This is a genomic window from Mesobacillus boroniphilus JCM 21738, assembly GCF_000517385.1.
GTDB lineage: Bacteria > Bacillota > Bacilli > Bacillales > Cytobacillaceae > Mesobacillus > Mesobacillus boroniphilus.
Genome location: NZ_BAUW01000061.1, coordinates 1 through 25,447, shown reverse-complemented (window position 1 = coordinate 25,447; position 25,447 = coordinate 1). Strand labels below are relative to the sequence as shown.

At 41.7% G+C, this 25,447-nt stretch carries 29 protein-coding genes and 6 pseudogenes; 27 read left to right on the top strand and 8 right to left on the bottom strand.

From position 1 onward, the window contains the following. Positions 1-345: 345 nt before the first annotated feature. Positions 346-483 (top strand): YrzI family small protein, encoded by a 138-nt coding sequence (locus tag JCM21738_RS23430; RefSeq protein ID WP_023627216.1) that lies wholly within the window; start codon positions 346-348, stop codon positions 481-483. Positions 484-933: 450 nt separating this feature from the next. Here the strand turns inward: JCM21738_RS23430 and sigK are convergent, their stop codons facing one another. Continuing rightward, positions 934-1,656, bottom strand: coding sequence for an RNA polymerase sporulation sigma factor SigK (sigK, locus tag JCM21738_RS15330; protein WP_023627218.1), 723 nt, complete (start codon positions 1,654-1,656; stop codon positions 934-936). Positions 1,657-1,924: 268 nt separating this feature from the next. On the opposite strand from sigK, the gene JCM21738_RS15325 reads away from it, so the two are divergent. The 5 genes from JCM21738_RS15325 (at position 1,925) to JCM21738_RS15305 (ending at position 4,455) form a co-directional block, all read left to right on the top strand. Further along, complete coding sequence (locus JCM21738_RS15325; protein WP_023627219.1) at positions 1,925-2,326, top strand: DsrE/DsrF/DrsH-like family protein; 402 nt, start codon at positions 1,925-1,927, stop codon at positions 2,324-2,326. Positions 2,327-2,448: 122 nt separating this feature from the next. After that, positions 2,449-2,688 (top strand): sulfurtransferase TusA family protein, encoded by a 240-nt coding sequence (locus tag JCM21738_RS15320; protein ID WP_023627220.1) that lies wholly within the window; start codon positions 2,449-2,451, stop codon positions 2,686-2,688. Positions 2,689-2,744: 56 nt separating this feature from the next. After that, entirely contained in the window at positions 2,745-3,881 is a 1,137-nt protein-coding gene (locus tag JCM21738_RS15315; protein WP_023627221.1) for an NAD(P)/FAD-dependent oxidoreductase, read from the top strand. A 14-nt stretch (positions 3,882-3,895) separates the two neighbouring features. Then, positions 3,896-4,186, top strand: a complete 291-nt coding sequence (locus JCM21738_RS15310; RefSeq protein ID WP_035209615.1) for a hypothetical protein — start codon at positions 3,896-3,898, stop codon at positions 4,184-4,186. Positions 4,187-4,194: 8 nt separating this feature from the next. Next, positions 4,195-4,455 carry a helical membrane plugin domain-containing protein gene (locus tag JCM21738_RS15305; RefSeq protein ID WP_159101432.1) on the top strand — a complete coding sequence of 87 codons (261 nt, stop codon included), beginning with the start codon at positions 4,195-4,197 and terminating at the stop codon, positions 4,453-4,455. 266 nt (positions 4,456-4,721) lie between these two features. On the opposite strand, the pseudogene JCM21738_RS15300 reads toward JCM21738_RS15305, so the two are convergent. Both JCM21738_RS15300 and JCM21738_RS15295 read right to left on the bottom strand, forming a co-directional pair. Continuing rightward, positions 4,722-5,077: pseudogene (locus tag JCM21738_RS15300) on the bottom strand (group I truncated hemoglobin). A 90-nt stretch (positions 5,078-5,167) separates the two neighbouring features. Next, on the bottom strand, positions 5,168-5,839 hold the full coding sequence (locus JCM21738_RS15295) for a response regulator transcription factor (RefSeq protein WP_023627225.1): 672 nt from the start codon (positions 5,837-5,839) through the stop codon (positions 5,168-5,170). Between the two features lie 197 nt (positions 5,840-6,036). On the opposite strand from JCM21738_RS15295, the gene JCM21738_RS24805 reads away from it, so the two are divergent. Beyond that, positions 6,037-6,183: a hypothetical protein gene (locus JCM21738_RS24805; protein ID WP_023627226.1), complete on the top strand. Its 147-nt coding sequence runs from the start codon at positions 6,037-6,039 to the stop codon at positions 6,181-6,183. A gap of 170 nt (positions 6,184-6,353) precedes the next feature. Further along, positions 6,354-8,134: pseudogene (locus tag JCM21738_RS15290) on the top strand (M3 family oligoendopeptidase). A 111-nt stretch (positions 8,135-8,245) separates the two neighbouring features. On the opposite strand, the gene pssA reads toward JCM21738_RS15290, so the two are convergent. Beyond that, entirely contained in the window at positions 8,246-8,785 is a 540-nt protein-coding gene (gene pssA, locus JCM21738_RS15285) for a CDP-diacylglycerol--serine O-phosphatidyltransferase (RefSeq protein WP_023627228.1), read from the bottom strand. 375 nt (positions 8,786-9,160) lie between these two features. Between pssA and JCM21738_RS15280 the strand changes: the two genes are divergently transcribed. Further along, positions 9,161-9,949, top strand: coding sequence for a phosphatidylserine decarboxylase (locus tag JCM21738_RS15280; RefSeq protein ID WP_023627229.1), 789 nt, complete (start codon positions 9,161-9,163; stop codon positions 9,947-9,949). 263 nt (positions 9,950-10,212) lie between these two features. Here the strand turns inward: JCM21738_RS15280 and JCM21738_RS23425 are convergent, their stop codons facing one another. Further along, entirely contained in the window at positions 10,213-10,344 is a 132-nt protein-coding gene (locus JCM21738_RS23425) for a sporulation histidine kinase inhibitor Sda (RefSeq protein WP_081742143.1), read from the bottom strand. Between the two features lie 434 nt (positions 10,345-10,778). Between JCM21738_RS23425 and JCM21738_RS15275 the strand changes: the two genes are divergently transcribed. From JCM21738_RS15275 to JCM21738_RS15240, 8 genes and pseudogenes are all read left to right on the top strand, one after another. Further along, positions 10,779-11,294 carry a YqeG family HAD IIIA-type phosphatase gene (locus JCM21738_RS15275; RefSeq protein ID WP_031308362.1) on the top strand — a complete coding sequence of 172 codons (516 nt, stop codon included), beginning with the start codon at positions 10,779-10,781 and terminating at the stop codon, positions 11,292-11,294. A gap of 3 nt (positions 11,295-11,297) precedes the next feature. Beyond that, positions 11,298-12,401, top strand: coding sequence for a ribosome biogenesis GTPase YqeH (gene yqeH / locus JCM21738_RS15270; protein WP_023627231.1), 1,104 nt, complete (start codon positions 11,298-11,300; stop codon positions 12,399-12,401). Between the two features lie 34 nt (positions 12,402-12,435). Further along, entirely contained in the window at positions 12,436-13,266 is an 831-nt protein-coding gene (gene aroE, locus JCM21738_RS15265) for a shikimate dehydrogenase (RefSeq protein ID WP_023627232.1), read from the top strand. A gap of 3 nt (positions 13,267-13,269) precedes the next feature. After that, complete coding sequence (gene yhbY / locus JCM21738_RS15260) at positions 13,270-13,563, top strand: ribosome assembly RNA-binding protein YhbY (RefSeq protein ID WP_023627233.1); 294 nt, start codon at positions 13,270-13,272, stop codon at positions 13,561-13,563. Positions 13,564-13,581: 18 nt separating this feature from the next. Then, positions 13,582-14,187: pseudogene (locus JCM21738_RS15255) on the top strand (nicotinate-nucleotide adenylyltransferase). Then, positions 14,168-14,707, top strand: coding sequence for a bis(5'-nucleosyl)-tetraphosphatase (symmetrical) YqeK (gene yqeK, locus JCM21738_RS15250; protein ID WP_439646006.1), 540 nt, complete (start codon positions 14,168-14,170; stop codon positions 14,705-14,707). The pseudogene JCM21738_RS15255 and the gene yqeK overlap by 20 nt, the downstream one beginning before the upstream one ends. Before the next feature lie 4 nt (positions 14,708-14,711). Further along, positions 14,712-15,065: a ribosome silencing factor gene (rsfS, locus tag JCM21738_RS15245; RefSeq protein ID WP_023627236.1), complete on the top strand. Its 354-nt coding sequence runs from the start codon at positions 14,712-14,714 to the stop codon at positions 15,063-15,065. Then, positions 15,065-15,810: pseudogene (locus JCM21738_RS15240) on the top strand (class I SAM-dependent DNA methyltransferase). Before rsfS ends, JCM21738_RS15240 begins: the two are co-directional and overlap by 1 nt. A gap of 93 nt (positions 15,811-15,903) precedes the next feature. On the opposite strand, the gene comER reads toward JCM21738_RS15240, so the two are convergent. Continuing rightward, the gene (comER, locus tag JCM21738_RS15235; RefSeq protein WP_023627238.1) at positions 15,904-16,725 is read right to left on the bottom strand and encodes a late competence protein ComER; all 822 of its coding nucleotides are present in this window, start codon (positions 16,723-16,725) and stop codon (positions 15,904-15,906) included. An 88-nt stretch (positions 16,726-16,813) separates the two neighbouring features. On the opposite strand from comER, the gene JCM21738_RS27760 reads away from it, so the two are divergent. From JCM21738_RS27760 to JCM21738_RS22595, 6 genes and pseudogenes are all read left to right on the top strand, one after another. After that, the gene (locus JCM21738_RS27760) at positions 16,814-17,365 is read left to right on the top strand and encodes an SLBB domain-containing protein (protein WP_439646005.1); all 552 of its coding nucleotides are present in this window, start codon (positions 16,814-16,816) and stop codon (positions 17,363-17,365) included. Further along, a pseudogene (locus JCM21738_RS27755) lies at positions 17,338-17,406 on the top strand (hypothetical protein); the annotation flags it as partial. The gene JCM21738_RS27760 and the pseudogene JCM21738_RS27755, both read left to right, overlap by 28 nt. Positions 17,407-17,520: 114 nt before the next feature. Further along, the gene (locus JCM21738_RS26795) at positions 17,521-17,775 is read left to right on the top strand and encodes a deoxycytidylate deaminase (protein WP_256360203.1); all 255 of its coding nucleotides are present in this window, start codon (positions 17,521-17,523) and stop codon (positions 17,773-17,775) included. After that, entirely contained in the window at positions 17,715-17,933 is a 219-nt protein-coding gene (locus JCM21738_RS26790; protein ID WP_256360202.1) for a deaminase, read from the top strand. The genes JCM21738_RS26795 and JCM21738_RS26790 overlap by 61 nt, the downstream gene beginning before the upstream one ends. A 21-nt stretch (positions 17,934-17,954) precedes the next feature. Continuing rightward, the gene (locus JCM21738_RS22600; protein ID WP_052019744.1) at positions 17,955-19,277 is read left to right on the top strand and encodes a ComEC/Rec2 family competence protein; all 1,323 of its coding nucleotides are present in this window, start codon (positions 17,955-17,957) and stop codon (positions 19,275-19,277) included. Between the two features lie 32 nt (positions 19,278-19,309). Then, positions 19,310-20,299: a DNA internalization-related competence protein ComEC/Rec2 gene (locus JCM21738_RS22595; protein WP_243463042.1), complete on the top strand. Its 990-nt coding sequence runs from the start codon at positions 19,310-19,312 to the stop codon at positions 20,297-20,299. 106 nt (positions 20,300-20,405) lie between these two features. On the opposite strand, the gene JCM21738_RS23420 is transcribed toward JCM21738_RS22595, so the two are convergent. Then, positions 20,406-20,540, bottom strand: a complete 135-nt coding sequence (locus JCM21738_RS23420; RefSeq protein ID WP_023627242.1) for a YqzM family protein — start codon at positions 20,538-20,540, stop codon at positions 20,406-20,408. Positions 20,541-20,884: 344 nt separating this feature from the next. On the opposite strand from JCM21738_RS23420, the gene holA reads away from it, so the two are divergent. Continuing rightward, complete coding sequence (gene holA / locus JCM21738_RS15210) at positions 20,885-21,907, top strand: DNA polymerase III subunit delta (protein ID WP_023627243.1); 1,023 nt, start codon at positions 20,885-20,887, stop codon at positions 21,905-21,907. Positions 21,908-21,977: 70 nt separating this feature from the next. On the opposite strand, the gene rpsT is transcribed toward holA, so the two are convergent. Next, positions 21,978-22,238 (bottom strand): 30S ribosomal protein S20, encoded by a 261-nt coding sequence (rpsT, locus tag JCM21738_RS15205; protein ID WP_035209610.1) that lies wholly within the window; start codon positions 22,236-22,238, stop codon positions 21,978-21,980. A 226-nt stretch (positions 22,239-22,464) separates the two neighbouring features. On the opposite strand from rpsT, the gene gpr reads away from it, so the two are divergent. The 3 genes and pseudogenes from gpr (at position 22,465) to JCM21738_RS15190 (ending at position 25,256) form a co-directional block, all read left to right on the top strand. After that, positions 22,465-23,589 (top strand): GPR endopeptidase, encoded by a 1,125-nt coding sequence (gene gpr, locus JCM21738_RS15200; protein WP_023627245.1) that lies wholly within the window; start codon positions 22,465-22,467, stop codon positions 23,587-23,589. A gap of 108 nt (positions 23,590-23,697) precedes the next feature. After that, positions 23,698-24,902: pseudogene (gene spoIIP, locus JCM21738_RS15195) on the top strand (stage II sporulation protein P). A 21-nt stretch (positions 24,903-24,923) separates the two neighbouring features. Then, positions 24,924-25,256 (top strand): YqxA family protein, encoded by a 333-nt coding sequence (locus tag JCM21738_RS15190; RefSeq protein WP_023627247.1) that lies wholly within the window; start codon positions 24,924-24,926, stop codon positions 25,254-25,256. Positions 25,257-25,447 lie beyond the last annotated feature (191 nt).

The window sequence follows — 25,447 nt, the reverse complement described above, 5'->3', positions numbered from 1 at the left end:
CTTGCGCTTTTTGTTCTTGGATTTTGACGAATACCTTTTTGGGAAAAGTGGCCAAAAAAGGTTTACAAAACAAGCGGATGTGGATATACATTACCAATGTGGTTAAATAATTCAAAAGGAGGTCGAGTGAAATGATCATGATTGGATACTGGAATAACGCACAAACTTCATATCGTAATACGCATTCGACCGAATTAGACTGGATTATTTAAGCTGTTTCTTTAACTAATACATCCATGGCTGCTGGGAGAATCGTGCCCATGTGGCTTTTTTGTGCCCATTTTGCCGCAGGGGAGGAATACTTGCGGCTTTTTGGAGTGGAATTAAAAAGCAGGTGAACCGATAATGACCTTAAATATCTTGTTTTTTACAATTACAATCAACAAACGCCAAATGTCCTTAGAAGAAATTCGCCATAACGAAATGGTAGAAAAAATGATTGAAGATAACAAAACCCGTCAAACAATGCTGCGCCCGTTTTAATTCATTTGAATAAAAAAAATTCAGAAAGGTGGAAAGAAGATGATTTATTTAATTCAAAGAAGACTGGCAAGCTTATGGTGGAGAAGGACACCACCTAACGACGGAGTCGGGAGGAAATTTTTATGTCACTGCATGTATTGCTGTTAACTCTCATATTCAAGAAAAGGAAATCCCATCGTTAACAAAATGTTCACATCCACTTCCTTTTAGCACCGTCATTATATGATAAATTTGGTGTAAACACGGGTGAATGCTAAAGGGGTGATGGGCATGTTCTTGATTGTCATGGGATTGGTGATCTGTGGCGCTGTCGGTTTGGTAGTTGCTGCAGAAGTGAGTGTGGAATAGAGTGTTAAAAAGGTATCAATCAATTGTGGTTGATGCCTTTTCTGTTTTCCCGTAACACTTATTTGAAAAAACAAAAACCCGGAGCAAATGCCCGGGTTTTTATCATTGACCTTTATTCTTTTTCTTTTCTTTTTCAGCACGATAAAACTCATGGAACATTTTCATCAATGCCCTCTTTTCGATCCTGGATACATAACTTCTCGAGATGCCAAGTTCTTTGGCAATTTCCCGCTGCGTTTTTTCCTTCTTTAAATCAAGGCCAAAGCGGCCAACAATGACCTCTTTTTCACGCTCATCGAGGACATCGATATATTCTTTTACTTTTTCAAGCTCCATATTGAGCTGGATGGTATCAATCACATCTTCTGATTCAGACTTCAGGACATCAATCAGCGAAATTTCATTTCCTTCTTTGTCCTGGCCGATTGGATCATGCAATGAAACATCCTTTTTGGTTTTCTTCAATGCGCGCAAATGCATAAGAATCTCGTTCTCAATGCAGCGAGCAGCATATGTTGCCAGTTTGGTTCCTTTGCCTTCCGAATAGCTTTCGATTGCCTTGATCAGGCCGATTGTTCCGATTGAAATCAAATCCTCAGAATCCTCGCCGGTGTTTTCGAACTTTTTCACGATATGTGCGACAAGTCTCAGATTGTGCTCAATCAGCATATTTCTTGCGTGTGGGTCGCCATTTGCCATCAACCTTAAGTACTTCCGCTCATCAGCTGCAGATAACGGTTGAGGAAATGCATTGTTTTTAACATACGAAACAAGAAGGATTACTTCTTTAACTAAGTAGCCGAGTGCTGTTAGTATGCCCGACATGTTTCCACCCCCGCTTTTTAAGCTTTCGCCTATAATAAATTCCTATGTCTTAAAGGGATGGATTGTGTCTGTCCAACTAAATATTTTGTTTTGGAAATTTAAGCCAGAAATATTTTTTGATAAATCAATAGTTAATTCTGTGAACACCTTGTTTTGTCACTTTTTAGACTAAGAACGTTCACATAAAAGAAACAGACATAGATATAGGGGTATAGGTATAATTCAAGTGTAAGATAAATCATTCGAACTTATTAGGAGGAAATAAATTATGGAACAGCAAGCACCATCTTTAGCGGTCATTTTATTATCGGAAGATCTTGAAAAGCTTCATGCAGGAGCACTTGTAGGTTCAGTTGCATCTATGTCAGGGATGACTGTCAATGTATTCGTCACAATGAACGCATTGAAATCTTTCCGCAAAGACAGCTTTGAAACTACTGATTTCATCACTGGAACTATCGGCAAGGAAATGCTGGCTAAGAAGATCCCATTGTTCGATACACTTTTACAGGAAGGTAAAGATATGGGAGAGCTTAATATTTACGGATGCGCACTAGCGATGGACATCATGGATTGGCAAGAAGAAGACATGATTGATGTATTTGATGGAGTAATCGGAGTTACAAAATTCCTTGGTATGACTCAAGGTGCAACTGTTATTACAATGTAAGCTGCAGAAGCAGGAAAAAGTGATATGGCGTGCAGGCCTTTCAACCTTTTTCCTCTTCATGCAAAAATAAAAAATCTTTTCTAATTTTAACACAAAACTTAACTATACAGGAGGAAAAAATCATGAGTGAAGTACAAGTAACTAAATCAATCGATGCAAGAGGAGCATATTGCCCCGGACCGCTAATGGAATTGGTAAAAGGAATCAAGACAGCACAAGTTGGCGATGTTGTAGAAGTTCTTTCTACCGATAAAGGGTCAGCAGTCGATATTCCTGAATGGGTAAACAAAATGGGCCACGAAATTGCCTACCTCGAAAATGAAGGCGATGAATTCAAGATCGCGGTTAAAAAGGTAAAGTAAGTGATTGCTGTTTAAGCAGCCTTCATCAAAGAATCCAATAAAGAGGTGTGGACCAAATGACAAAGAAAATCGTCGTTCTTGGAGCCGGCAGCGCGGGTACAATGGTAGCAAACAAGCTTGCCCGCCAGCTTGGGGAAGAAATCAAGAAGCGTGAAGTCGAAATCACTTTGATTTCAAATACAGAAAAACATATTTACCAGCCTGGTTACTTATTCATTGCCTTCAATGAGAAGCCATCTGAGCATTTTATCAGAAAGCAGGAATCACTTGTTCATAGACATGTAAACCTTGTTTATGATGATGTTAAAAAAATTGATGTAGAGAAAAAATCAGTCAAAGGAAAAAAACAGTACCAGTATGACTACCTTGTGATCGCAACGGGTTCACATCCAGACTTTGACAGCGTTCCAGGCTTAAGGGAAGGCGCACATAACTTCTATACGCTTGAAGGTGCAGAACGCCTGCGCACTGACCTTGCATCAATGGAGAAAGGAAGAATCCTCATCACCATTGATGTGCCGCACAAGTGTCCGGCCGCTCCGCTTGAGCTTGCATTGATGCTTGATGATTATTACCGCAAGAATGGCAGACGGAAAGATATCGAAATCAAATATGCTTATCCAATCGGCCGTATCCACTCACTGGTACCAGTTGCTGAGTGGGGATTGCCACAGTTCGAGAAGCGCGATATCAAATATGAAACATTCTTCAACCTTGAAGAAGTGGATCCAAAGCGCAAAGTGGCTATCACGATGGATGGCTCGGAACACGAATATGACATGCTTATTACGATTCCAGCCCATACTGGCGCTAAAGCAGTGATGGAATCTGGTATTGGTGATGAGTCCGGCTTCATTCCAACAAACCGTACAACACTGAAGATGATTGGCCAGGACGATGTGTACGTAATTGGTGACGCTACGAACCTTCCGATCAGCAAAGCCGGTTCAACAGCTCACTATCAATCTGAATCACTTGTTGCCAATATCATCAGCAGATTGACAGGCCGTCCGGAAACTGCTGTGTACAATGGTAAGGTCGCTTGCTTCCTGGAGAACAGCCTTGAAGATGCCAGCATGATTACATTCGATTACAACAATCCTCCGCAGCCTGCAGAAACTTCTGACCTGCTGCACTGGTTCAAAGCTGTATACAATGAGCTTTACTGGTTAAATGCCAAAGGGATTTTATAGAAGGGGTGGTTGAGATGGCTACTGAGACACCTCAAGCTCAACAAAAAGAACAACATAAACTCGTCGGCTTCACCGATGCAGCCATGAATGCAGTTACCGGGGAAATGGTCTCAACGATCGCCGAAACAGGTGTCAAAATGGTTGAGATGGCTGATGATATCCTTCAGCCAGAAACGCTTTCTTTACTGAAAACTTTGCCTGAAGTGGCTGAGAACCTCGAGAGGACCTTAATGGAAGTTAAACGGATGGAAGAATCCGGTGTCCTTAAATCACTCATGCAGCTTGCTGATATGGCTGCAGCATGAAGGGTGCGATGACAGGACCTATGGTTACAGACATGGCTGAAAAGGCCATTAAAGGTGTCGAACTTGCAGACTCCTTCGTTCAGCTTGGTGCCATTGACCTGGTAGACGGTATGCTTACTGCGTTCCATAATGCTCAAGAGGAAACAAAGGATAAAGAACCGTTGTCATCCATGCAGTTGATGAAGGCTGTAACGCAGAAAGAAACAAGAGAAGGCATGACATTAATGATCTCCTTCCTGCAAAACCTGCCGAAACAACTAAATAAATAAGAAATGCGCAAGCGCCTTGATTAGACCCGACAAGCGCTGGAGGTCCGCCCAGTGAAGTCGTTCTTTGACTTCATTGGGCGGACCGAAGCGACTCGAGGGGCTAGGCGCTGGAGCTAGACAATTCTCGAAGTGAATTTTATACATTCTTATTTGTTAAGAAAAGGAGAGGGGACTATCCCTCTCCTTTTCTTCAACCTTTATGGCTGTTTCCGCATTAATTGTTGCTTTTCGAGTCTTGTGGAAGCAACAAAGTTTGCGAAAAGAGCTTATTTATAAAGAATATCATTCTTCATGCCTGTCAGTTTCACCCTTACTTGATTGATGTCTTCTTCCGATACTTTGAATTTCCTTAAGCTGGCAGCAAGGTGGTTGGCGATGGCGCCAAAGTGCTCATCATTCAGGTTCATGCCTTTATGTGCGAGCTCCATGCTTCTTCCTGAATATTGGTTTGGTCCGCCCAATGCCCAGCTGATAAACAATATTGGTGCCTGCGCTGTTTTTCCATGTCCGTTTCCTCGAAAAACTTATTGACTGTTTCATCAGCTAGTACATTATCGTAAAAAACATCGACTACTTTGGAAATGGGATCTTGTCCACCCAGACGGTCGTATAAAGTTTCCATTCTATAATCCTCCTGTCTAAAGTAACGTCACTATTATTTCTCTTTATCCAAAGGATTATGAATGAAACCTTATAGAGCAAAAATAAGAATTTAATCAATCCATTTATAGCCGACACCCCAAACAGTAGACAAATAATCGTCCGCCGCAAATCCAGATTTGCGAAGTTTATCCCTTAGGTTCCTTACATGCGAATCGATTGTACGGTCTTCTGTGTCGACACCATATCCCCATATGGTTGAGATTAAGTGTTCTCTTGTGAAAACTTTATTAATGTTTTGCAAAAATAGGCTGAGCAAGGCAAACTCCTTAGGCGTAAGAGGAATCAAAATGCCATTATACTGTACTTCATAGGAATCCGTATTAAGTTTCAAGCCATTGAAAGTAAGAAGGGTACTTTTGACAGTCTGTCTTCGAAGCACTGCCTCAATTCTTGCAATTAATTCTCCTTCATCAAAAGGCTTGGTTATATAATCATCAGCTCCTATTTTCAAGCCTCTGACAACGTCTGGCTTCTCACTCCTGGCAGTAAGCATGATGACGGGAATTTCCCAATGCCTGCGAATTTCACGGCATGTCTCGCTGCCATCCATCTCGGGCATCATGACATCAAGCAGCACGAGATCAGCATGGTTATCCTCCAGGAAGCTGATGGCCTCATTGCCGGAAGTTCTTTTAATGCATGTATATCCTGCTGGTGTTAAATACAGCGCAAGCAAATCAAGCATACGCGTTTCATCATCTACTAACAAAATCGTGGCCATATAAAAACCCCTTGAATAATATTCTTGAGTTTATTTTACACGAAAAGTTTGGGATAACCGTGCACTTATAATGAATTTCCATATCATTTTGGTCTTTTCAAGCTTTTTGTTTTTTTAAAAAGTTTGCTAAAAGCCCAAACCAAAATGGACAGAATCCCATAAAGTAATAATAGGATACAGAAAAGGAGTGTGAAAGTATGCCTTACGGTTATTATCCACCATACGGTGCACCCTATGGAGGCTATCCGGGATATTACGGAATAAGTGGTGTATGGTTTGCACTGTTTATCATCCTGCTGATTATCGTCCTGATTTTTGGCGGATGGTGGTATTTCTACGGATAGAAGGTAAAAGGGTTTATCCTTAAGACCGGGATAAACCTTTTTATCTTTCTGGAAATTTGTTTCCCAGCCTTAAGTTCAGTTACATCTTCTCAGAATAACATTTGAAAAAAAATAGAAATTTTAGAAAAATAACATTATAATAATATAATAGAAAAAAAGGGGGAAAATCAATGTCCAATACATACTCGGAGGTCTGGGACTTAGACGTATTTTTTGAAGGAGGAAGTGCTTCTCCGGAATTTGCTGCACACCTAAAGGCTGCAGGAGCGGAAATCGAGCAATTTAAAAAGGAAGTTGAAAGCTGGCAGCCTGCTGACCATAAAAGCGAGGGATCCAGGCTGGAGAGCCTCGTTGGAATGTTTGATAAAGCGGCAAGGAAGATAAGGCAGGCAGGAGCTTTTGTCAGCTGCCTGCATGCTCAAAATACAAACGATAAGAAGGCTGGACAATTAAAAGCTGCTGTTACGGAACTTAGTGCTTCCCTGCAGACAGCACTTACCATTTTTGATCAGAAGCTATCCAGTTTTTCGGATTCTGTCTGGAGTGAACTTGTCCAGGAAGGACTTTTACAGGTGCTGCGTTTTGTGCTTACGGAACGACGCGAGCGGGCAGCGGAAAGGCTATCCGAGAAAGAAGAGTCGGTCATCAATGCATTGAGTGTGGATGGCTATCATGGCTGGGGGCAAATGTACGACCTTCTTGTAGGCAACACGAAAATTAAGTATAACGGCGAAAGTCTTTCTGTAGGCCAGGCAGCCAATAAGCTTTCTAATGCTGACCGATCAGTCCGGAAAGAAGTTTTTGCTCAATGGGAACAAGCATGGGGAGAGAATGAGGAAGCCTTCGCGAAGACGCTTAACCATCTTGCAGGCTTTCGCTTGAATGTCTATAAACTCCGAGGCTGGATGATGTATTGAAAGAGCCGCTTGACATTAACAGAATGAAAAAGGAAACACTTGATGCCATGTGGGAGGTCATTTCTGATAATAAGGCGCCATTTGTTCAATTCCTTGATCGCAAAGCAAAGCTTCTTGGACTGGAAAAGCTGAGCTGGTACGATTTAGATGCACCAATTGGCATTACCGAATCGAAAATGTCCTATCAGGAAGGTGCGGATTTCATAGTCGATAATTTTGAACAATTTGGCAAGGAGAATGCTGACTTTGCGAGAATGGCGTTTGAAAACAATTGGATTGAAGCGGAAGATCGTCCTGGTAAGGCTCCAGGAGGATTCCACACCTTCTTCCCGGAGAGCAGCCAATCGCGGATTTTCATGACCTACTCAGGGACGCCATCCAATGTTTCTACACTTGCGCATGAGCTTGGACATGGTTTCCACACCTATGCAATGCGCGATTTACACTTGCTTAATCGCAATTATGCAATGAATGTTGCTGAAACGGCCTCTACTTTTGCTGAAATGATTGTTTCCGATGCTTCTGTCAAGAACGCGAAAACAAAAGAAGAGAAGCTCAGTCTGTTGGAAGATAAAATTCAGCGGTCGGTAGCGCTTCTGATGAATATTCACTCGAGGTTCCTGTTTGAGACGAAATTCTATGAAGAACGTAAAGAAGGAGTTGTCACCACAGAAAGACTGGAAGAATTGATGAAAAATGCTCAGACAGAAGCATATGGTGGTGCACTGGATGAGTATCACCCATTATTCTGGGCTTCAAAACTGCACTTCTTTATCACTGGAGTACCTTTCTATAACTTCCCGTATACCTTTGGTTACTTATTCTCCCTTGGGATTTATGCATTGGCACAGGAAGAAGGTAAGGGGTACGAAGAGAAATATATTGCTCTATTGAAGGACTCCGCCTCTATGACAGTCGAGGACCTTGCCCAAAAGCATCTGAACGTCGATCTCACGAAAAAGGATTTCTGGGAAAAAGCTGTCCGTATGTGTGTAGAGGATGTCGAGGAATTTATGGCTTTGACTGAGGAGTAATCAGCTTGCCAGAGATGGAAGATCAGTTTCCTGAACGGCTAATTGAGAGAATAAGACAGGTTTCAATATCTATAAAATATGCGAAAACCCAGCCATGAATAGGCTGGGTTTTTATACTTTTTTCAGTTTGAATGGACTGACCATCAGCAGGCTAAGAGTCAACATAATGAACAGGTATGTCTGAGGTGGGACGTGGGGAATAGCCAGGAAGCTTAGAGTAGCCAGCACTCCTGCTGCAGTAATGGGCAAACCTGTGAAATACCCGCTATTCTCGGTGATATTGAATCGTGCAAGGCGGAAGGCGCCGCAGCCTATATAAAAAACGATGAAGAAGGCACCTGGAGCACCGAAATCGGATAAAATTCCCTGATAGATTAATAATGCAGGTGCAACTCCAAATGATATAATATCACTCATGGAATCCAGCTGCTTACCAAGTTCTGATTCAATATTAAGTTTTCTGGCTACCATGCCGTCAAATCGGTCAGCAAGGGCGGCAATGAAAATCAATAAAAGACTTAAGTTCAAATTGCCGTGAATGGCCACGATAATCGCAAATCCACCTAAAGAAAGATTCGACAATGTCAAAAGATTGGCTGTCTGGGATTTTACTTTCTTGACTGTTGAGTCGAGTACATCCTGCAGAAACATATATTTTCACTCCTCATAATCAGAGGCTCTTTTCTCAAACTTTGTTGATATTGACTACAAAATAAGATTGAATAACCTTTTTTTCCAAACTTGACTCTTTATATAATGAGAAAAGAGCATACACACTTAATACCGACCAGCAATATGGCTTTATATAACGTTAAAATCGGCTTTAGGATTTTAACAACACCTTACGAAAATAGCCTAATCGGAAAAGGGAACTAGCACATTGGGTTATTATATAATAATATATAATTCTAAGCTGATAATGCTATTTCGTAAAGATTTCTTTTAATATTTTCGAAATTTCAGATTAGTTCACGCAAAAAAACTTAATCTGCGCAAACACATAAATAATAATCGGAGGTAAGAGTATTGTTCCAATCTATATATCGCTTGCTTATAGAATTGACAAATGGGAAGTGGACTTCGGCCATTTTGCATAAATTTGCAAAATCCAAGAGCAGCAAAAGAATTATTCCTGCGTTTGCTAAAACGTATAACATCAACCAGAAGGAAATGGAGAAGCCAATTGGGGAATATGAAAATCTCCATCAATTTTTCATCAGGAACCTTAAAGAAGGCGCAAGGAGAATAGATGAGGATCCTTTGTCAGTTGTTAGTCCAGTAGATTCGGTGATCGAAGAGGTGGGCGAAATCGCAGCTGATAAGACGATTACGGTAAAAGGAAAGGTTTATTCTATTTCCGAAATGCTGGGAAATGATGATGCGATGGCAAGGTATGAGCAGGGAACTTATATGATTTTTTACTTGAGCCCAAGCCATTACCATCAAATTCACAGCCCGGTAACCGGAGAGGTAACCAATCAATGGACCTTGGGAGTGAAGTCATACCCCGTAAATAAAATGGGGTTGAAGTATGGAAACTACCCTTTGTCTAAAAACTACCGAAAGATTACTGAAATCAGGCATAATGCTGGCATGGCAGCTGTCATTAAAGTAGGAGCCATGTTTGTCAATTCGATTGAAACAACACAAGACGGATCGAAGCTGGAGAAAGGTGAACAAATGGCATACTTCACCTTTGGCTCAACTATAGTCTTGCTGTTCGAAAAAGACACTATTAACCTGCAGCCACATATCTCTCCTCCATATCATATTAAGTATGGCGAGAAAATCGGCACATTAAATGGACAAGGCTGAAAAGCAATGGGCACAGGCTGAATCTGTGCCTTTATCTTTAGTTAGGAAACTATAAAATTTATTTAGTTGTGGATAACTACATGTAGTATTCTTAATCTAGCTCCAGCGCCTAGCCCCTCGAGACGTTTCGGTCCTCCCGATGAAGTCAAAGAACGACTTCACCGGTCGGCCCTCCAACGCTTGTCAGGCTGAACAAGGCGCTTGCGCTTTTTGTTCTTTTTTATAACGTTTAACACACAAAAAAAAAGCCCTTTTAGGGGCTGTCAGGATGAGGCTTTAATTCGGTTAGATAATGAACGCCGATGGATTTCCGTTTCAATCAAACGAATAAATTCGTAGTTTAAATTCAATTCTCTTGCTTTAAAGTAAGATTCAATTAACAGCTCGTCCGACAGTTACGCATTCCAGTCATTCACCCCCAAAAGGATCTTTTAAAATAGATGAAAATTGCATAAAATTGTAAGTTATTTCGTTCTATCCTTACTCTATCAGAATGAAACGTAGAGAACAACTGTTCTAATTATCCACAAAGAGGGGTGGATAACCTGTTATTATATTGTTTATAAATGGAAAAATATTAATAAAATCAATATGTATATTGTGTATAAGGTTATCCACAGGAATGGAAATCGCTGGATTTTGTCGAAAAATTTTTTTGAATATCCTTGAATTTTTTCGGATTAAAGCGAATAGACATTGTTTTTGTCGACCTTTAGCGTGGAATATTCTATATTTCTCATCCATTTAAATCTTTGTTTTGAATACGAGGATAAAATTGGGTATGATGTTAACGGTATGATAGGAATTTAATTAATGAGGTGTAATGAAATTGCTAAAGCATTTTTTGCCGGACCAGCATGTGAAAAGTATCTTTGAAATCCGCCCGGAGAGTTTAAAGGAAAAAGGCATAAAAGGAATTATAACCGACCTTGACAACACACTCGTTGAGTGGGACAGACCAATTGCGACCCCGAAGCTAATCGAGTGGTTTGATAATATGAGGAGACATGAAATACTCGTCACGATTGTTTCTAATAATAATGAGAGAAGAGTCAAGTCGTTTTCGGACCCTCTTCAAATCCCATTTATCTTTCAGGCGAGAAAACCGATGACTCGTGCATTCAATAAAGCTTTAAAGCAAATGGGATTGCGTAAAGAAGAAACGGTTGTGATTGGTGACCAGCTTTTAACCGATGTACTTGGCGGCAACAGAAGCGGCTTCCATACGATTCTTGTTGTTCCAGTTGCCCAGACGGATGGATTTGTGACTAGATTCAACAGGAAAGTTGAAAGAAGGATATTAAATTGGTTCAGGAAACAAGGAAAGCTTAATTGGGAGGACTAAGATTTGAGTGAACAATTTAACTGTACAGGCTGTGGTGTCAGAATCCAAACTGAAAATCCAGAGGAATTAGGGTATGCACCAGCATCTTCACTAGAAAAAGAAGTTGTGGTATGCCAGAGATGCTTCCGCTTGAAAAATTATAATGAGATCCAGGATGTTAGCCTGACGGATGACGACTTTTTAAAAATATTGAATGAACTTAGCAGCAGGGATGCCCTGATTGTCAAAATCGTTGATATCTTTGACTTCAATGGGAGCTGGCTGCCAGGAATCCAGCGTTTCGCCGGGAAAAATCCAGTGTTATTAATCGGCAATAAAGCTGATCTTGTTCCTAAATCGGTCAAGCGGCGAAAATTGATTGACTGGATGAAGAAGGAATCCAGGGATTTAGGACTCAATCCGATTGATGTATCCCTCGTCAGTGCTACAAAAGGATATAATATCAAGGAAGCTGCTGCGGTAATAGATGAATATCGCAATGGCAAGGATGTTTATATTGTAGGCTGTACAAATGTGGGGAAATCTACTTTTATAAATAGGATCATCAAGGAAGTGACAGGGGAAGGCGATGTGATCACCACTTCTCACTTTCCTGGAACTACACTTGATATGATCGAAATACCGCTTGAGGACGGCAAAGCGATTGTCGATACACCGGGTATCATCAACCATCATCAGATGGCGCACTACGTGGATAGGCGTGATTTGAAGTTTATCACTCCTAAAAAAGAAATCAAGCCGAAGGTGTACCAATTGAATGAAGAACAGACGCTGTTTTTCGGCGGTCTGGCACGTTTCGATTATATATCAGGCGGGAGAAGGGCTTTTTCATGCTATGTGCCGAATGAAATCAACATTCACCGAACAAAACTTGAAAAGGCGGATGAGCTGTATAAGAATCATGCTGGAGAGCTTCTGACACCGCCGAGGCGTGAGCAGATGGATGAATTCCCTGAACTTGTCCGACATGAGTTCACAATTAAGGAAGCCAAAACCGATGTTGTATTTTCAGGGCTTGGCTGGGTAACCGTCAATGATGCTGGCGCAAAAATCGCGGCGTATGTCCCTAAAGGCGTTCATGTAATGCTGAGAAGGTCACTTATTTAGGATCCATTGTTTTAAAGAAAGGGTGGGAGACGTAATGAAAAAAATTTTCGGTGTCATCGGAGATCCTATCGCTCATTCGATGTCTCCTGCCATGCACAATGATTTATTTGATCTTTATGGAATAGATGCGGTTTATTTTCCTTTCCATGTGAGCAAAAGGAATCTTCTGGATGCTGTGAAAGGGTTGAAAGCGCTGGGTGTGAGTGGTTTCAATGTAACAATTCCACATAAAACAGATATCATCGCTCACCTGGATAAAGTTGATCCTTTGGCAAAAGCAATAGGTGCTGTCAACACAGTTAAAAATGAAAATGGCCTTCTGGTAGGCTATAATACTGATGGCCCTGGTTTTGTTAAAGGGCTTGAATATATGGCTGCTGATCTTGGTTCAAGATCAGCTTTGATTATTGGTGCAGGCGGTGCTTCAAGAGCCATTTATTTTTCGATGGCCCAGGCCGGGATCGAGCGAATTGACCTGTATAATCGCACTCCTGGAAAGGCTGATGAGCTTGTCAGCTCATGCCCTTTCAAAGTGGAATCAAATGTAATTGGCCGAGAAGCCGCTGAAAAGTCACTTGCTGAATATCAGCTGATCATACAGACAACTTCAATTGGTATGGTGCCCGATACAGAAAGTTTGCCGCTGTCTCCTGAAAACATAACCCAAAGTGCTATAGTTAGTGATATAATTTATAATCCATTGCAAACAAAGTTTCTAAAAGAAGCTTCCAGAAAGGGAGCTGCTATCCAGAATGGCGTGGGAATGTTTGTGTTCCAGGGAGCGCTTGCTTTTGAGATATGGACAGGGATTTTTCCCGATGTCGAGAGAATGGAAGGCAATGTTTTAAGAAATTTAGGAGGTTAACATATGTTAACAGGTAAGCAGAAACGTTTTTTGAGATCGAAAGCCCATCATCTTACTCCAATTTTTCAAGTTGGAAAAGGTGGGGTAAATGAAAATATGATCAAGCAAATCGCAGATGTGCTGGAAGCGAGAGAGTTGATTAAGGTAAGCATCCTGCAGAACTGTGACGAGGATAGGGAGACTGTGGCTGAACAGCTGTCTCGCGGTGCTAAAGCAGAGCTTGTTCAGGTCATCGGTAATACCATAGTTTTATATAAAGAGTCCCGTGAAAATAAGCAAATTGTTCTTCCAAGATAAATACTGGGAGGTGCCTTTTTGAAAAAAGTCGGCATTTTAGGCGGAACCTTCAACCCGCCGCATACCGGACATTTAGTTATTGCGAATGAAGTGTTATATGCTTATGGACTTGATGAGGTTTGGTTCATGCCAAATCAGGTGCCGCCGCACAAAACTGTTGATGAGCCCATCAGCCATTCAGACAGGCTGGCTATGCTCGAGCTTGCGATTGCCGATAACGAGCGATTCAGGATTGAAAAAGCAGAACTCGAGAGAAGCGGCCGATCTTACACGTATGAAACGATGAAAATATTAAAAGATATGTATAAAGAAACCGATTTCCACTTTATTATTGGTGGTGACATGGTTGAATATTTGCCAAAATGGCATAAAATAGATGAATTATTGAAAATGATCAAGTTTGTGGGTGTCAGCAGGCCATCATACAGTACTGAAACACCATATGATATTCTTTATGCAGAGACACCGCAAATGGACATCTCTTCAAGTATGATCAGAGAAAGGGTGAGGGACGGCCGAAGCATACGCTATCTGCTTCCCGATCCGGTGAGGGTTTATATAGAGGAGCGTGGTTTATATGGAACGTGAACAAGCACTTCAGATTGTGAAGCCACAACTAACTGAACACAGATATCAGCATACTCTTGGCGTGATGGAGACAGCCATCAGCCTGGCCGGGAAATATGGAGCAGATATTAAGAAAGCGGAACTGGCTGCTATTTTTCATGATTATGCTAAATTCCGCCCGAAGGATGAAATGAGACAAATCATTGAGGAACAAAAAATGCCTGCAATCTTGCTTGAGTTTAACAGTGAGCTCTGGCATGCACCAGTCGGGGCGTTCCTCGCAGAAAAGGAAGCAGGAATCGACGACAAGGAAATTCTTGATGCAATCCGTTGCCATACTTCTGGAAGGATTGGCATGACGCTTCTTGATAAAGTCATCTACCTGGCTGATTATATTGAGCCTGGCCGCCATTTTCCGGGAGTGGATGAAGTCAGGGAAATGGCAGAGAATGATTTAGATAGAGCATTGATCCAATCCATGAAAAATACAATTCAATTTTTAATGAAGAAAAACCAGCCGGTCTTTCCAGATACATTTAATGCCTACAACAGCATCGTACAAAATTCAGGAGGTTGATTTAATGAGTGAGCGCGAATTATTACTGACAGCGATAAAAGCGGCAGATGATAAACGAGCAGAAGATATAATGGTACTGAATATGAAAGGCATCTCATTGATTGCCGATTACTTTGTCATCTGCCACGGGAATTCTGATAAGCAGGTACAGGCTATTGCTCGTGAAATCAGGGAAAAAGCAGAAGAGCAAGGATATAATTTTAAGAGGATGGAAGGTTTTGACGAAGCAAGGTGGGTGCTGATCGATATCGGTGATGTTGTTGTCCATGTCTTCCACAAAGAAGAGCGAAGCTACTATAACCTTGAGCGCCTATGGGGAGATGCTCCGATCGAAAACGTACAAAGTGAGCTAAATTAATGTCTTACGAAAGGTTCGCTTATTTGTATGATGAGCTCATGCAGGATGTTCCCTATGATGAATGGGTTTCGATTGTAGAGGCATACAAACAGAAATATCAAGTGAACGGAATGAAGCTCCTCGACCTCGCATGCGGCACCGGGGAGCTTTCTGTAAGATTTGCGCAAAAGGCTTTGAAGTTACCGGCGCGGATTTATCAACGGATATGCTCTCAGTAGCCCAGTCGAAAGCTCAAGCGCTATCGCTGCCAATACAATTTTTTCAGCAGGACATGACTGAGCTTGATGATTTAGGTGAGTTTGATATCATTGGCATCTTTTGTGATTCGCTGAATTATTTAAAGGATGAACAGGCAGTCCGCCAGACATTCGAAGGGGTGTCCCGCCTTTTGAAAAAAGGGGGTTTATTCCTGTTTGATGTCCATTCTGTCTATAAAATGGAACATATTTTTGCAGATGAAACATTTACATGGAATGATGAAGAAATCTCTTATATTTGGAATAGCTTCAAGGGGGAAGGCGCTCACAGTGTTGAACATGAGCTGACATTTTTCGTTCTCGATGAAGGATCCGGAAAGTATGACCGAGTCGATGAAATGCATGACCAGCGTACATATCCCGAGGATTCCTATGTAAAATGGTTAGAGCAGGCCGGCTTTGATAGTATTGAGATTACTGGGGACTACACTATGAAAGCCTCCGAGCCAACAGCTGAGCGTTTGTTTTTTGCGATGGTCAAGAAGTAAATTAGAAAAGGCTCCCAACTTTTTGGGAGCCTTTCTTGTACCAAATTTGTCACATTTCTATAGAAGGATTATAAAGATCAATAGAGAAATCTTTTAAGGACCGAATTGTTCCTCAATTTTTTTCAGTTCTTTTGCGAATTTTTTATGTGTAGCCTGAAAAATCTTTTCGAACATATCCCCAGTTTCATTTTCAAGGACATTGATTCCTTCTCCGGTGATGCCGCCCTTCACGCTAACCTTTTCCTGTAGAGTCTGTAATGTATAGTGGCTTTGACTCAGCAGCTCACCAAGGCCAATCAGCATTTCACTTGAAAGTTTGGTCGCCGTCTCCTTGTCGATCTCTGTTTCTTTAACGGCAGCGTCAATAAAACTCTGGACAAGGTGACTGAAAAAAGCTGGACCGCAGCTGACAATATCTGATGCGACTCTTGTGACATTCTCCTCGATTTCCAGCGGAACAGATACCTTTTTGAAAAGGGTAAATAATGCTTCTCTCCATTCCGTCGTGCATCGAGTTCCAATAGAGAAAAGTGAAACACCTGCAAGCGCTCTGTTTGTAATGCTTGGAATGATCCTCATGACAGAACAATCCACTTTGCTTTCGATTTGCTCCACACTGATTGGGCTTGTTATTGAGATAATACATTTATCCTTTGTTAGCACAGGATTGATGGTTTCGAGGACTCCCAGAACATGATGAGGCTTCACGCATACGAAAATGGCATCAGCGTTTTCAGCAACCTCTTCCGCATTCTTTCCAACTGATAAGCCTGGATATATTTTTTGAATCTCTAAAGCTTTTGTTAATGTCCTATTCGTAATCATCATTGAAGAAGGGGAAACGGCATTCCCATCAATGAGAGCTTCGGCGAGAATTCTCCCCATATTCCCTGTGCCTATAATCCCTATTTTCATAACCCTTCCCTCCTTCGTACATTTATTCTCCTATATCCATATGATTTCAAGTTTTATTTTATGACATATAGAAAGGTGTTGACCGTTTTTGGACTGGATCAGAGAAAACAAATTCTATGTTATTGCTGGAATAGCGGCTGTATTATTTTTTCTTTATTTATCCTTTGATAAAGAAGATGAATTGACTGAAATGAATGAAGGAAATTTAGCTGTGGTTGCAGATGTCGAAACTAGCAGTGATGAAAATGATGAAAAGAAAGCGGATGAAAAATTAATGGTCATGATGGCTGACATCAAAGGTGCGGTAGTAAACCCAGGCGTTTACGAAATCCATGAGGGAGGAAGGGTGGTTGACCTGATTGAACTGGCCGGTGGGCTTGCGGAGGACGCCGATTCAGCTGCCATCAATTTCGCGTTATATGTTCAGGACGAAATGGCCATATATGTACCGCGTATAGGCGAGAATGTTAATGCTGCTCTTCCAGTACAGGTGGGGGAGACGGCTGGAAATGGGACAGTGAACTTGAACTCTGCCGGGTCCAGCGAGCTCCAGACATTGCCGGGGATAGTCCTGCAAAAGCAGAGGCCATTATTGAGTACCGTGAAACGAACGGTCCCTACAAATCAATCGAGGATTTAAAAGAAATCAGCGGAATTGGTGATAAAACTTCGAAAAATTGAAGGACTTGATTTCGGTAAAATAGCTGCATTGAAATTGACTCTTTGATGATAAGCATTAAAATTAGAAACATGGAAAGAAATTATTTTTTTTAGCTTTTAAAGGGGGAATACAGCATGGAACGAAAGAGTTGGGATGAATACTTTTTGGATATCGCTGAAGAAGTGGGGACACGCTCTACATGCCCCAGGCTGCATGTAGGCTGTGTCATTGTAAAGGACAAGCACATTGTTTCAACTGGTTACAATGGCTCTATACATGGCCATGAACATTGTGAGGATGCCGGCTGCCTGATTAACGAGCAGGGAAGATGCATCCGGACCCTTCACGCAGAAGAGAATGCCGTCCTCCATGCCGACAGAGGCTTTTAAAGGGAGCAACAGCCTTTGTAACCCACGAGCCTTGCGAAAAATGCTCCAAGACACTCGCACAGTCAGGAATTACAAGAATCGTATACCGCAGCGCCTATCCTAACAAGTATAATGAACTTTTCTTAAGGGATGTTGAGGTTGTACACTTATCAAAATAACTTAATTAAGGAATAGAGAATATGTTGCCAAATCGCTTTTGGCCTATTGAAGGGCAGCTGTTTTACCTGGCAGCTGTCTCCTTACTGGGTCTTATGACCATCACCGAAAATAAGTTGTTATACGGGGGATTGTTCCTGTTCAGCATGATCCTGTTAAAAAAGCTGAAGAAACTCCCTGCTTCCACCCTTGTGCTTATGGCGGGCTGCTACCTTGTTTTTATGGCCGCAGGGTATACAGAGTCACATTCTGAATCACTTTATACAGGCAATGAGAAAAACTTCCTGATATTATTCGATGATGAAATCCTAATGGACGGTGATTTGCTTTCTGCTTACGGAAAAGCATTGCCTTCAAATGAAAAACTGGTCTTCAAATACAGGATCAAGTCAAAGACCGAACAACAAATAATCAAAACACTTCTTACTCCTGGTATGGCATGTGCAGCGTCCGGGGTCCTCAATCGTCCATCTCCTGCCCGAAATCCCAATGCATTCAATTACAAAGATTATCTTCAACGGAACGATATTTTCTGGATCTTTGATGTCGACAAACTGTCTCTGGAAACCTGTTATCAACAATCCGATGGAATCTTAATTGCATTAAAAGCCTTCAGGCATAATGAAATCGCCAGGATAAAAGACACTTTGCCAGAGGAAACTTCAGCCCTGGCTGCAGCGCTGGTTTTTGGAGAAAGAAATCTCTTCAACACCGAAACAGAACGGTCTTACCAGAAAATAGGGATTGTCCATTTGCTGGCGATTTCCGGCCTGCATGTTGGGTTGCTTACAGGTATGATTTATTATATTTGTATCAGGTTAGGTTTGACGAAGGAAAAAACTGGAATTTTACTAATGGCTTCCCTGCCTGTTTACGCAGTTATCACCGGGCTAGCTCCACCGGTTGTCAGAGCAGCCGTGATGCTGATCATGTTGATTGGTTCACGGCGCTTATCGCTTCGCATGACGCCACTTGACGCAGTTTCAGCAGCATTTATGCTAATGGCACTTATCCAGCCAAGTATCATATTTGATACAGGCTTCCAACTCTCTTTCGCCGTCAGCTTCTCCCTGGTCATTTCAGCACCGGTTATTCTAAAAGATTTTAATTCGTTTTTAAAGCAGACTGCTGCGGCCTCTTTTATAGCTCAGATCTCAAGCCTTCCTGTCATCCTTGCTTCTTTTTATGAGTTCTCTGCCATATCGATTTTTGCCAATCTCCTGTTCGTGCCGCTTTTCTCTTTCGTTTTGCTTCCGCTTTTGTTGATTTCCTATCTAATTTTGTTGCTCATCGGGCGTTGCCTTACTTTTATTTGTATTTTCTTGAGAACCTCGTACACCATGTAAACCTTATCGCCATGAAGCTGTCTGATCTCCCGATGTCAACCCTCATAATTGGTAAGCTTGAGCCATTTTTACTAATTGTGCAAATCATATTGATTCCACTGTTTTTTTTCAAATGGGAAGGTTTTATTTTCAAAAAGTTAAAGCCTCCTCTATGGCTATTTGCCCTGCCACTACTACCTCTATTACTGCAAATATTATTGCCGTATTTGAATCCTAATGGGCAAATCACCTTCCTGGATGTCGGGCAGGGTGACAGCATCTTCATCAGGATGCCGTATAATCAGGGAAATTATCTTATAGATACAGGAGGTGTCATGCGTTTCGAAAAAGAAAAATGGCAGCAGAGAGGCAGTCTTTATGATCCCGGCAAGAAAATCGTTGTTCCATTTTTAAAAAGTGAAGGGGTCAGGACTTTGGATAAATTGATTTTGACCCACGGGGACGCGGATCATGTAGGTGGAGCTGTTGCTTTGTTGGAGGAAATACGCGTAAAACAGCTGATAGTACCGCGTGTTTCAGATAGATCTGGATTAGAGGAGGAAATTATTGAGATTGCCAGTAAGAAGGGAGCAGACATTTATGTAGCTGGAATGGGTATTAGATGGAAAACCTCTGGAGGAAATTTTTTAATTCTTCACCCAAGTGAAATGGATGGAGAGCGAAATGAGCAGTCAATTGTGCTGCGCGCAACTTTTGGCGGCAAAAAGTGGCTTTTTACAGGCGATCTGGGTAGTGAAGGAGAAAATTCAATGGCCAGGAAAATCAAGGACATTGATATAGACGTTTTAAAGATCGGGCATCATGGAAGTAAATACTCCAGTTCAGAACCTTTCCTGGAAAGGACGAACGCTGATTTTGCAGTCATATCTGTTGGAAAGAATAACCGGTATGGCCATCCCGGCAAAGAAGTCATCAAAAGATTAGAAGAGCGAGGCATCCAGATTTTCAGGACCGATGAAGATGGCGCAATCATTTACAAGTTTAAAGACAATTCAGGAACGTTTACGACACAACTTCCATAGTATATAGCAAGAACAAAAAGTTCTCTCCCCCGAAAATCACAAGAACATGAGAAAAGACTGCATTTGGTCAAATGCAGTCTCCAAAGTTTATCCTATGTAGCCGTGATTAACTCCCGATTAATTGCACGACTGTCGCAATAATGAACATTGTTGCAAAGAATCCAAAAGAAACAATGAATCCAACACCTGAGTCAACAGCGTCATTGCGATTGCTTTGGACATTTTCTTCGAATTGATTCACAGTCAATCCCCCCTAATAATTCTATAATAGTATAATCGATTCAAATTAAAAAATCCAGTGTTCTCTGTGCAGCAATATAAATGTATTAAGTTTGCTGCTGCCTTCCTATATGTGTGTCAATGTACCAAGAGTTGTCACAAATACTTTTCCCGTCTGCGGCTAAAATAATCTTACCATGATGCACCGTTGAGATATAAGTATCCTAGGCCTTATATTTCAGCGTTCAATATAAATAGGGGAATTGGTCCGGATAGGGGGCCAATTCCCTTAGAATGCTTGTCAAAATGTCCAAGCTTCTTTACGATAGATATATGGCAAAACTGGATTGAACGGAGCGAAAAAAAGTGGTATTGGACATTTGGAAAAAAATAAGCAAAAAACAGGTGGATCCTGTCTATTTAATGTTTGGAACAGAAACCTTTCTAATAAATGAAACAAAACAGCTTCTCGTGGACAATGTTTTGGATGACGAAGAGAAAGATTTCAATTACTCGGTTTACGATCTAGAAGAAACACCAATCGAGGCAGCGCTGGAAGATGCTGAAACTTTCCCGTTTATGGGAGAGAAACGATTGGTAATCCTCCAGAATCCTGTATTTTTGACATCGGAAAAGTCAAAAGGGAAGGTAGAGCATAACTTAGCGAAACTAGAGGAATATCTTTCACAGCCTGCACCCTACTCAATCGTTGTTTTTTCTGCACCTTACGAAAAACTGGATGAAAGAAAGAAAGTGACGAAGGAGTTAAAACAGAAAGCTACTGTCATCGAAGCCAAGAAATTGAGCGAACAAGAAACAAAATCCTGGGTTAAGGAACGCGCTCAGGCAAATGGAGCGATAATTGATAATGATGCAATCGAGCTTCTATTGACACTTGCAGGGACGAATTTGTTCATGCTTACTTCTGAAATCGATAAATTGGCGCTCTATGCAGGGGAAAACCACCCAATTAGCAGGGAGATTGTCGACCGGCTGACTGCAAGATCGTTGGAACAGAATATTTTCTCGCTGGTTGACAAGGTTGTACACCGAAATGTTGAGTCTGCTTTAAGGATTTATTATGATTTGTTAAAACAAAACGAAGAACCGATTAAGATTCTTGCCGTAATAACGGGTCAATTCAGGCTGATTTACCAGGTGAAAGAGCTTGCCCGCAAAGGTTATGGGCAGCAGCAGATTGCCGGGACCTTAAAAATCCATCCATTCAGGGTAAAACTGGCAGCGGGACAGGCAGTAGCATTTGCTGATGAGGAATTGACAAGGATCATAAAGCTTCTCGCTGACGCTGATTACCAAATGAAAACTGGCGGCATGAAAAAGGAAATGTTGATTGAAATGATTTTATTCCAGATAAACGGCAGGAAATGATTTTACATAAATGCAAAATAAAAAACGACCCATGAAGGTCGTTTTTTTTATTTACATTTAGCATTTAAAATTAGCCATTAGCGTTTAATTTTTTCATTAAACGGGCTTTTTTGCGGGAAGCTGCGTTTTTGTGGATAAGACCTTTAGCTGCTGCTTTGTCAAGCTTGCTAGCTGCTTCAGCGAAAGAAACTTTTGCTTCAGTATCGTTGTTCACGATTGCTGCTTCTGCTTTTTTAACTGCTGTACGCATAGAAGATTTCACAGTAATGTTTTGAGCTTTGCTCGCTTCACTAGTTTTTACGCGTTTGATTGCAGATTTAATGTTTGGCATTCCGTTCACCTCCTAAAAAAGCATCGAGATTTTATGGAACTCGACATTTCCAGTACATTTCTTATTTTATTAAGAACAAATGATATTTTATCAAACAGGGGTTAATAATGCAATACTCTGCTTTAACTTAAGTCTAGTGTATCGTGAATGTTTTTTTATGTAAAAGGAAAAGATAGGCAATAGTATGCTGTATTGCAGCCAAACTGTTATTGGGAGGAATGCGATAATGGAGGAACCAGTAGATTTGAGCATGTATTCAATTAGGACTGACCTGGCTGTGGAAGCGAGGGAAATGGTGCTGGCAGACCAGGCAGCAACCGTCCATACCCAGGAAAATCTTTCCCATATTGAAGGCGTCATTATAAAAGAAAAAGAAGAAAATGATATAAAGATTTCTCTAGTCGAGGTGACGGCTGAGGGAGAAAAGAGCCTTGGAAAAAAACAGGGACAATATTTGACAATCGAAGTGGTCGGCATTCGCCAGCAGGATACCGAGCTCCAGGGAAAAGTAGAAAAAATATTTGCAAATGAATTTGCCCATTTCATCAAACAAGCCGGTATCAAGGAAGATGCATCCTGCCTTGTTGTTGGTTTGGGGAACTGGAATGTGACACCCGATGCTTTAGGGCCTCTCGTCTGTGAAAATTTACTCGTTACTAAGCACCTGTTCGATCTTCAGCCAGAGAGTGTCGAAGAGGGCTATCGTTCTGTTAGCGCGCTTTCTCCGGGAGTCATGGGTCTAACTGGGATAGAGACTTCTGATATTATTTTTGGCGTCGTGGAGAAAACGAAACCTGATTTTGTCATTGCAATTGATGCACTCGCTTCCCGTTCCATTGAAAGAGTCAATTCTACGATCCAGATTTCGGATACAGGGATCCATCCTGGATCAGGCGTAGGGAATAAAAGGAAGGAAATTAGCAAAGAAACATTAGGCATTCCAGTGATAGCGATTGGAGTTCCTACAGTGGTCGATGCGGTTTCGATTACAAGTGATACGATTGATTTTATTTTGAAACATTTTGGCAAGGAAATGAGAGAAGGTGATAAGCCTTCGAAATCACTTGTGCCGGCTGGAATGAGTTTTGGCAGAAGAAGAAAGCTGACAGAAGAAGACCTGCCTGAAGCTGAGCATCGCCAAACCTTCCTTGGAATGATCGGAACACTCGAAGACGAAGAGAAGCGAAAGCTGATTTATGAGGTTCTATCTCCTTTAGGCCATAACCTGATGGTGACTCCTAAAGAAGTCGATGTGTTCATAGATGATATGGCCAACCTGATTGCCAGCGGCCTCAATTCAGCGCTGCATACGAATGTCGATCAGGATAATACAGGCATGTATACACACTAGGATATATTCTATTAGATTTATTTCAAATTCGTTACGGATGGATTCGAAGTTCTATCTTCTCTAGCAAAGTCATACCATTTACTAGACTTGCATTAGAGAGGTGGAACCATGAGATTTAATAAACGATCTGGAATAATTGTAGCCGTCCAAGGGACTCAAGTAGTAAAAGCCGCATTAGCATTTGTGTTCTTTCTCATTGGGATTTTTTCCATAAGCGGAGCGATGACTTCGCTAAAGCCTGAATACAGGATCACCTCGGATTCTGTTAATCAGGCTGCAAATAATCTGAATGGCCAACTTCTTTTTAGTTTAATGGGTTGGGAAAACCATCAATTCCTTCAGGTGCTTCCAGAGGAATATGAGACACCAAAGCTCACGAATGTCATGTTTAAGCTTTCCACCAATATCAATCTGGATGATCCACGGAGCTTGCTAGGCAGGGAACTTCCGGGTTTCTCGCTTTTTGACGGGAAAATCCTAGTCGCCGGTGAAGGAACGAATTATACGAATATGCCAATGGAATCTGCTCCCCCTGTCGATGTATTGAAAGCAGAGCAGGAAGCGGCGCTGCAAAACACGGAAGGTTTGGATACGGGTAATCCTGAAGATAGTGCTGCACCTCCGCTATCTGCTGGAGACCGTAAAGCCGTCTATATTTATTTTACCCACACAAGAGAATCGTATCTTCCTTATCTTAAGGGTGTGACCGACCCGAACAAGGCCTATCATTCACAGGTGAATGTCACGAAGATAGGTGACCAGCTGAAAAAGAGTCTCGAACAACGAGGCGTCGGAACAACGGTAGATAAAACGGATGTAATGGCCAATCTCAGCAAGAAAGGGCTTGGATTTGGAAAAGCCTATCAGGAATCACGGCCGGTTGTGGAAGCCGCAATGGCTGGAGACCGGAATCTTCAATACTTTATTGATATCCACCGGGATGGATATCGCAAAGATAAAACAACGATCCAAATCAACGGCAAGCCTTATGCCAAACTGGCATTTGTCATCGGCGGAGAAAATGCCAATTACGAAAAAAACCTTGCTCTCGCACGAGAACTGCATAATCTCCTCGATAAAAAGTACGGCAAGGGATTAAGCAGGGGCATCATCGAGAAAAAGGGCGCCTCGACGAATGGGAAATTCAATCAGGACTTGTCCGGAAATGCACTGCTAATAGAGTTTGGCGGCGTTGATAACACATTCGAAGATTGAACAGGTCTGCCGATGCACTTGCAGACGTATTCAGTGAATTCTACTGGCAGGCGGAAAAAGTAGATGCGCCAGCGCAGGAACCTCCTGACAAACAATAAAAAATCAATTAGGTGATTGAGATGAAAATGTTTATGCTTAAAAGCTTTATGCTTGCTTCTTTAATGTTCATATCCGTTTTGTTCGGCATGCAGCAAGCAAATGAAGGAATCCATAAAATGAAAGGCTACGAAGACCCCGAATTCAAAAGTGCGCTCAGCATTGACCAAAACGAAAACGGTAGCTTTGAAACTGCCATTTTAGGAAATGACATTTCCAGCCATGACCTGGAACAAAAGCGGAAAAAACTAGAAGAAATGAAAGCATTCAACCTCTTTTCATCATTAGGAAAAAATCTGGCAGATGGAGTTTCCACTGTCGTCGAGAAAACTGTTGATTTGATAACAGGGAAGTAAGTAGAGCAGCGGGCGGAGGCCCGCTGTTTTTCGTTGGTTAGGAAACTATAAAATTTATTTAGTTGAGGATAACTACATGTAGTATTCTTAATCTAGCTCCAGCGCCTAGCCCCTCGAGACGTTTCGGTCCGCCCGATGAAGTCAAAGAACGACTTCACCGGTCGGCCCTCCAGCGCTTGTCGGGGCTGAAC

Excerpts from the sequence above, each read along its gene's own strand:
- JCM21738_RS15320 (WP_023627220.1), top strand. The coding sequence starts at position 2,449 with ATGAGTGAAGTACAAGTAACTAAATCAATCGATGCAAGAGGAGCATAT.
- comER (WP_023627238.1), bottom strand. The coding sequence starts at position 16,725 with ATGAAAATAGGGATTATAGGCACAGGGAATATGGGGAGAATTCTCGCC.
- JCM21738_RS26790 (WP_256360202.1), top strand. The coding sequence starts at position 17,715 with ATGCATCCGGACCCTTCACGCAGAAGAGAATGCCGTCCTCCATGCCGA.
- aroE (WP_023627232.1), top strand. The coding sequence starts at position 12,436 with ATGAAAAAAATTTTCGGTGTCATCGGAGATCCTATCGCTCATTCGATG.
- JCM21738_RS15190 (WP_023627247.1), top strand. The coding sequence starts at position 24,924 with ATGAAAATGTTTATGCTTAAAAGCTTTATGCTTGCTTCTTTAATGTTC.
- JCM21738_RS26795 (WP_256360203.1), top strand. The coding sequence starts at position 17,521 with ATGGAACGAAAGAGTTGGGATGAATACTTTTTGGATATCGCTGAAGAA.
- gpr (WP_023627245.1), top strand. The coding sequence starts at position 22,465 with ATGGAGGAACCAGTAGATTTGAGCATGTATTCAATTAGGACTGACCTG.
- yhbY (WP_023627233.1), top strand. The coding sequence starts at position 13,270 with ATGTTAACAGGTAAGCAGAAACGTTTTTTGAGATCGAAAGCCCATCAT.
- pssA (WP_023627228.1), bottom strand. The coding sequence starts at position 8,785 with ATGTTTCTGCAGGATGTACTCGACTCAACAGTCAAGAAAGTAAAATCC.
- JCM21738_RS15295 (WP_023627225.1), bottom strand. The coding sequence starts at position 5,839 with ATGGCCACGATTTTGTTAGTAGATGATGAAACGCGTATGCTTGATTTG.
- JCM21738_RS23430 (WP_023627216.1), top strand. The coding sequence starts at position 346 with ATGACCTTAAATATCTTGTTTTTTACAATTACAATCAACAAACGCCAA.
- rpsT (WP_035209610.1), bottom strand. The coding sequence starts at position 22,238 with ATGCCAAACATTAAATCTGCAATCAAACGCGTAAAAACTAGTGAAGCG.
- sigK (WP_023627218.1), bottom strand. The coding sequence starts at position 1,656 with ATGTCGGGCATACTAACAGCACTCGGCTACTTAGTTAAAGAAGTAATC.
- JCM21738_RS15315 (WP_023627221.1), top strand. The coding sequence starts at position 2,745 with ATGACAAAGAAAATCGTCGTTCTTGGAGCCGGCAGCGCGGGTACAATG.
- JCM21738_RS15305 (WP_159101432.1), top strand. The coding sequence starts at position 4,195 with ATGACAGGACCTATGGTTACAGACATGGCTGAAAAGGCCATTAAAGGT.
- JCM21738_RS22595 (WP_243463042.1), top strand. The coding sequence starts at position 19,310 with ATGTCAACCCTCATAATTGGTAAGCTTGAGCCATTTTTACTAATTGTG.
- JCM21738_RS24805 (WP_023627226.1), top strand. The coding sequence starts at position 6,037 with ATGCCTTACGGTTATTATCCACCATACGGTGCACCCTATGGAGGCTAT.
- rsfS (WP_023627236.1), top strand. The coding sequence starts at position 14,712 with ATGAGTGAGCGCGAATTATTACTGACAGCGATAAAAGCGGCAGATGAT.
- JCM21738_RS15310 (WP_035209615.1), top strand. The coding sequence starts at position 3,896 with ATGGCTACTGAGACACCTCAAGCTCAACAAAAAGAACAACATAAACTC.
- JCM21738_RS15325 (WP_023627219.1), top strand. The coding sequence starts at position 1,925 with ATGGAACAGCAAGCACCATCTTTAGCGGTCATTTTATTATCGGAAGAT.
- JCM21738_RS22600 (WP_052019744.1), top strand. The coding sequence starts at position 17,955 with ATGTTGCCAAATCGCTTTTGGCCTATTGAAGGGCAGCTGTTTTACCTG.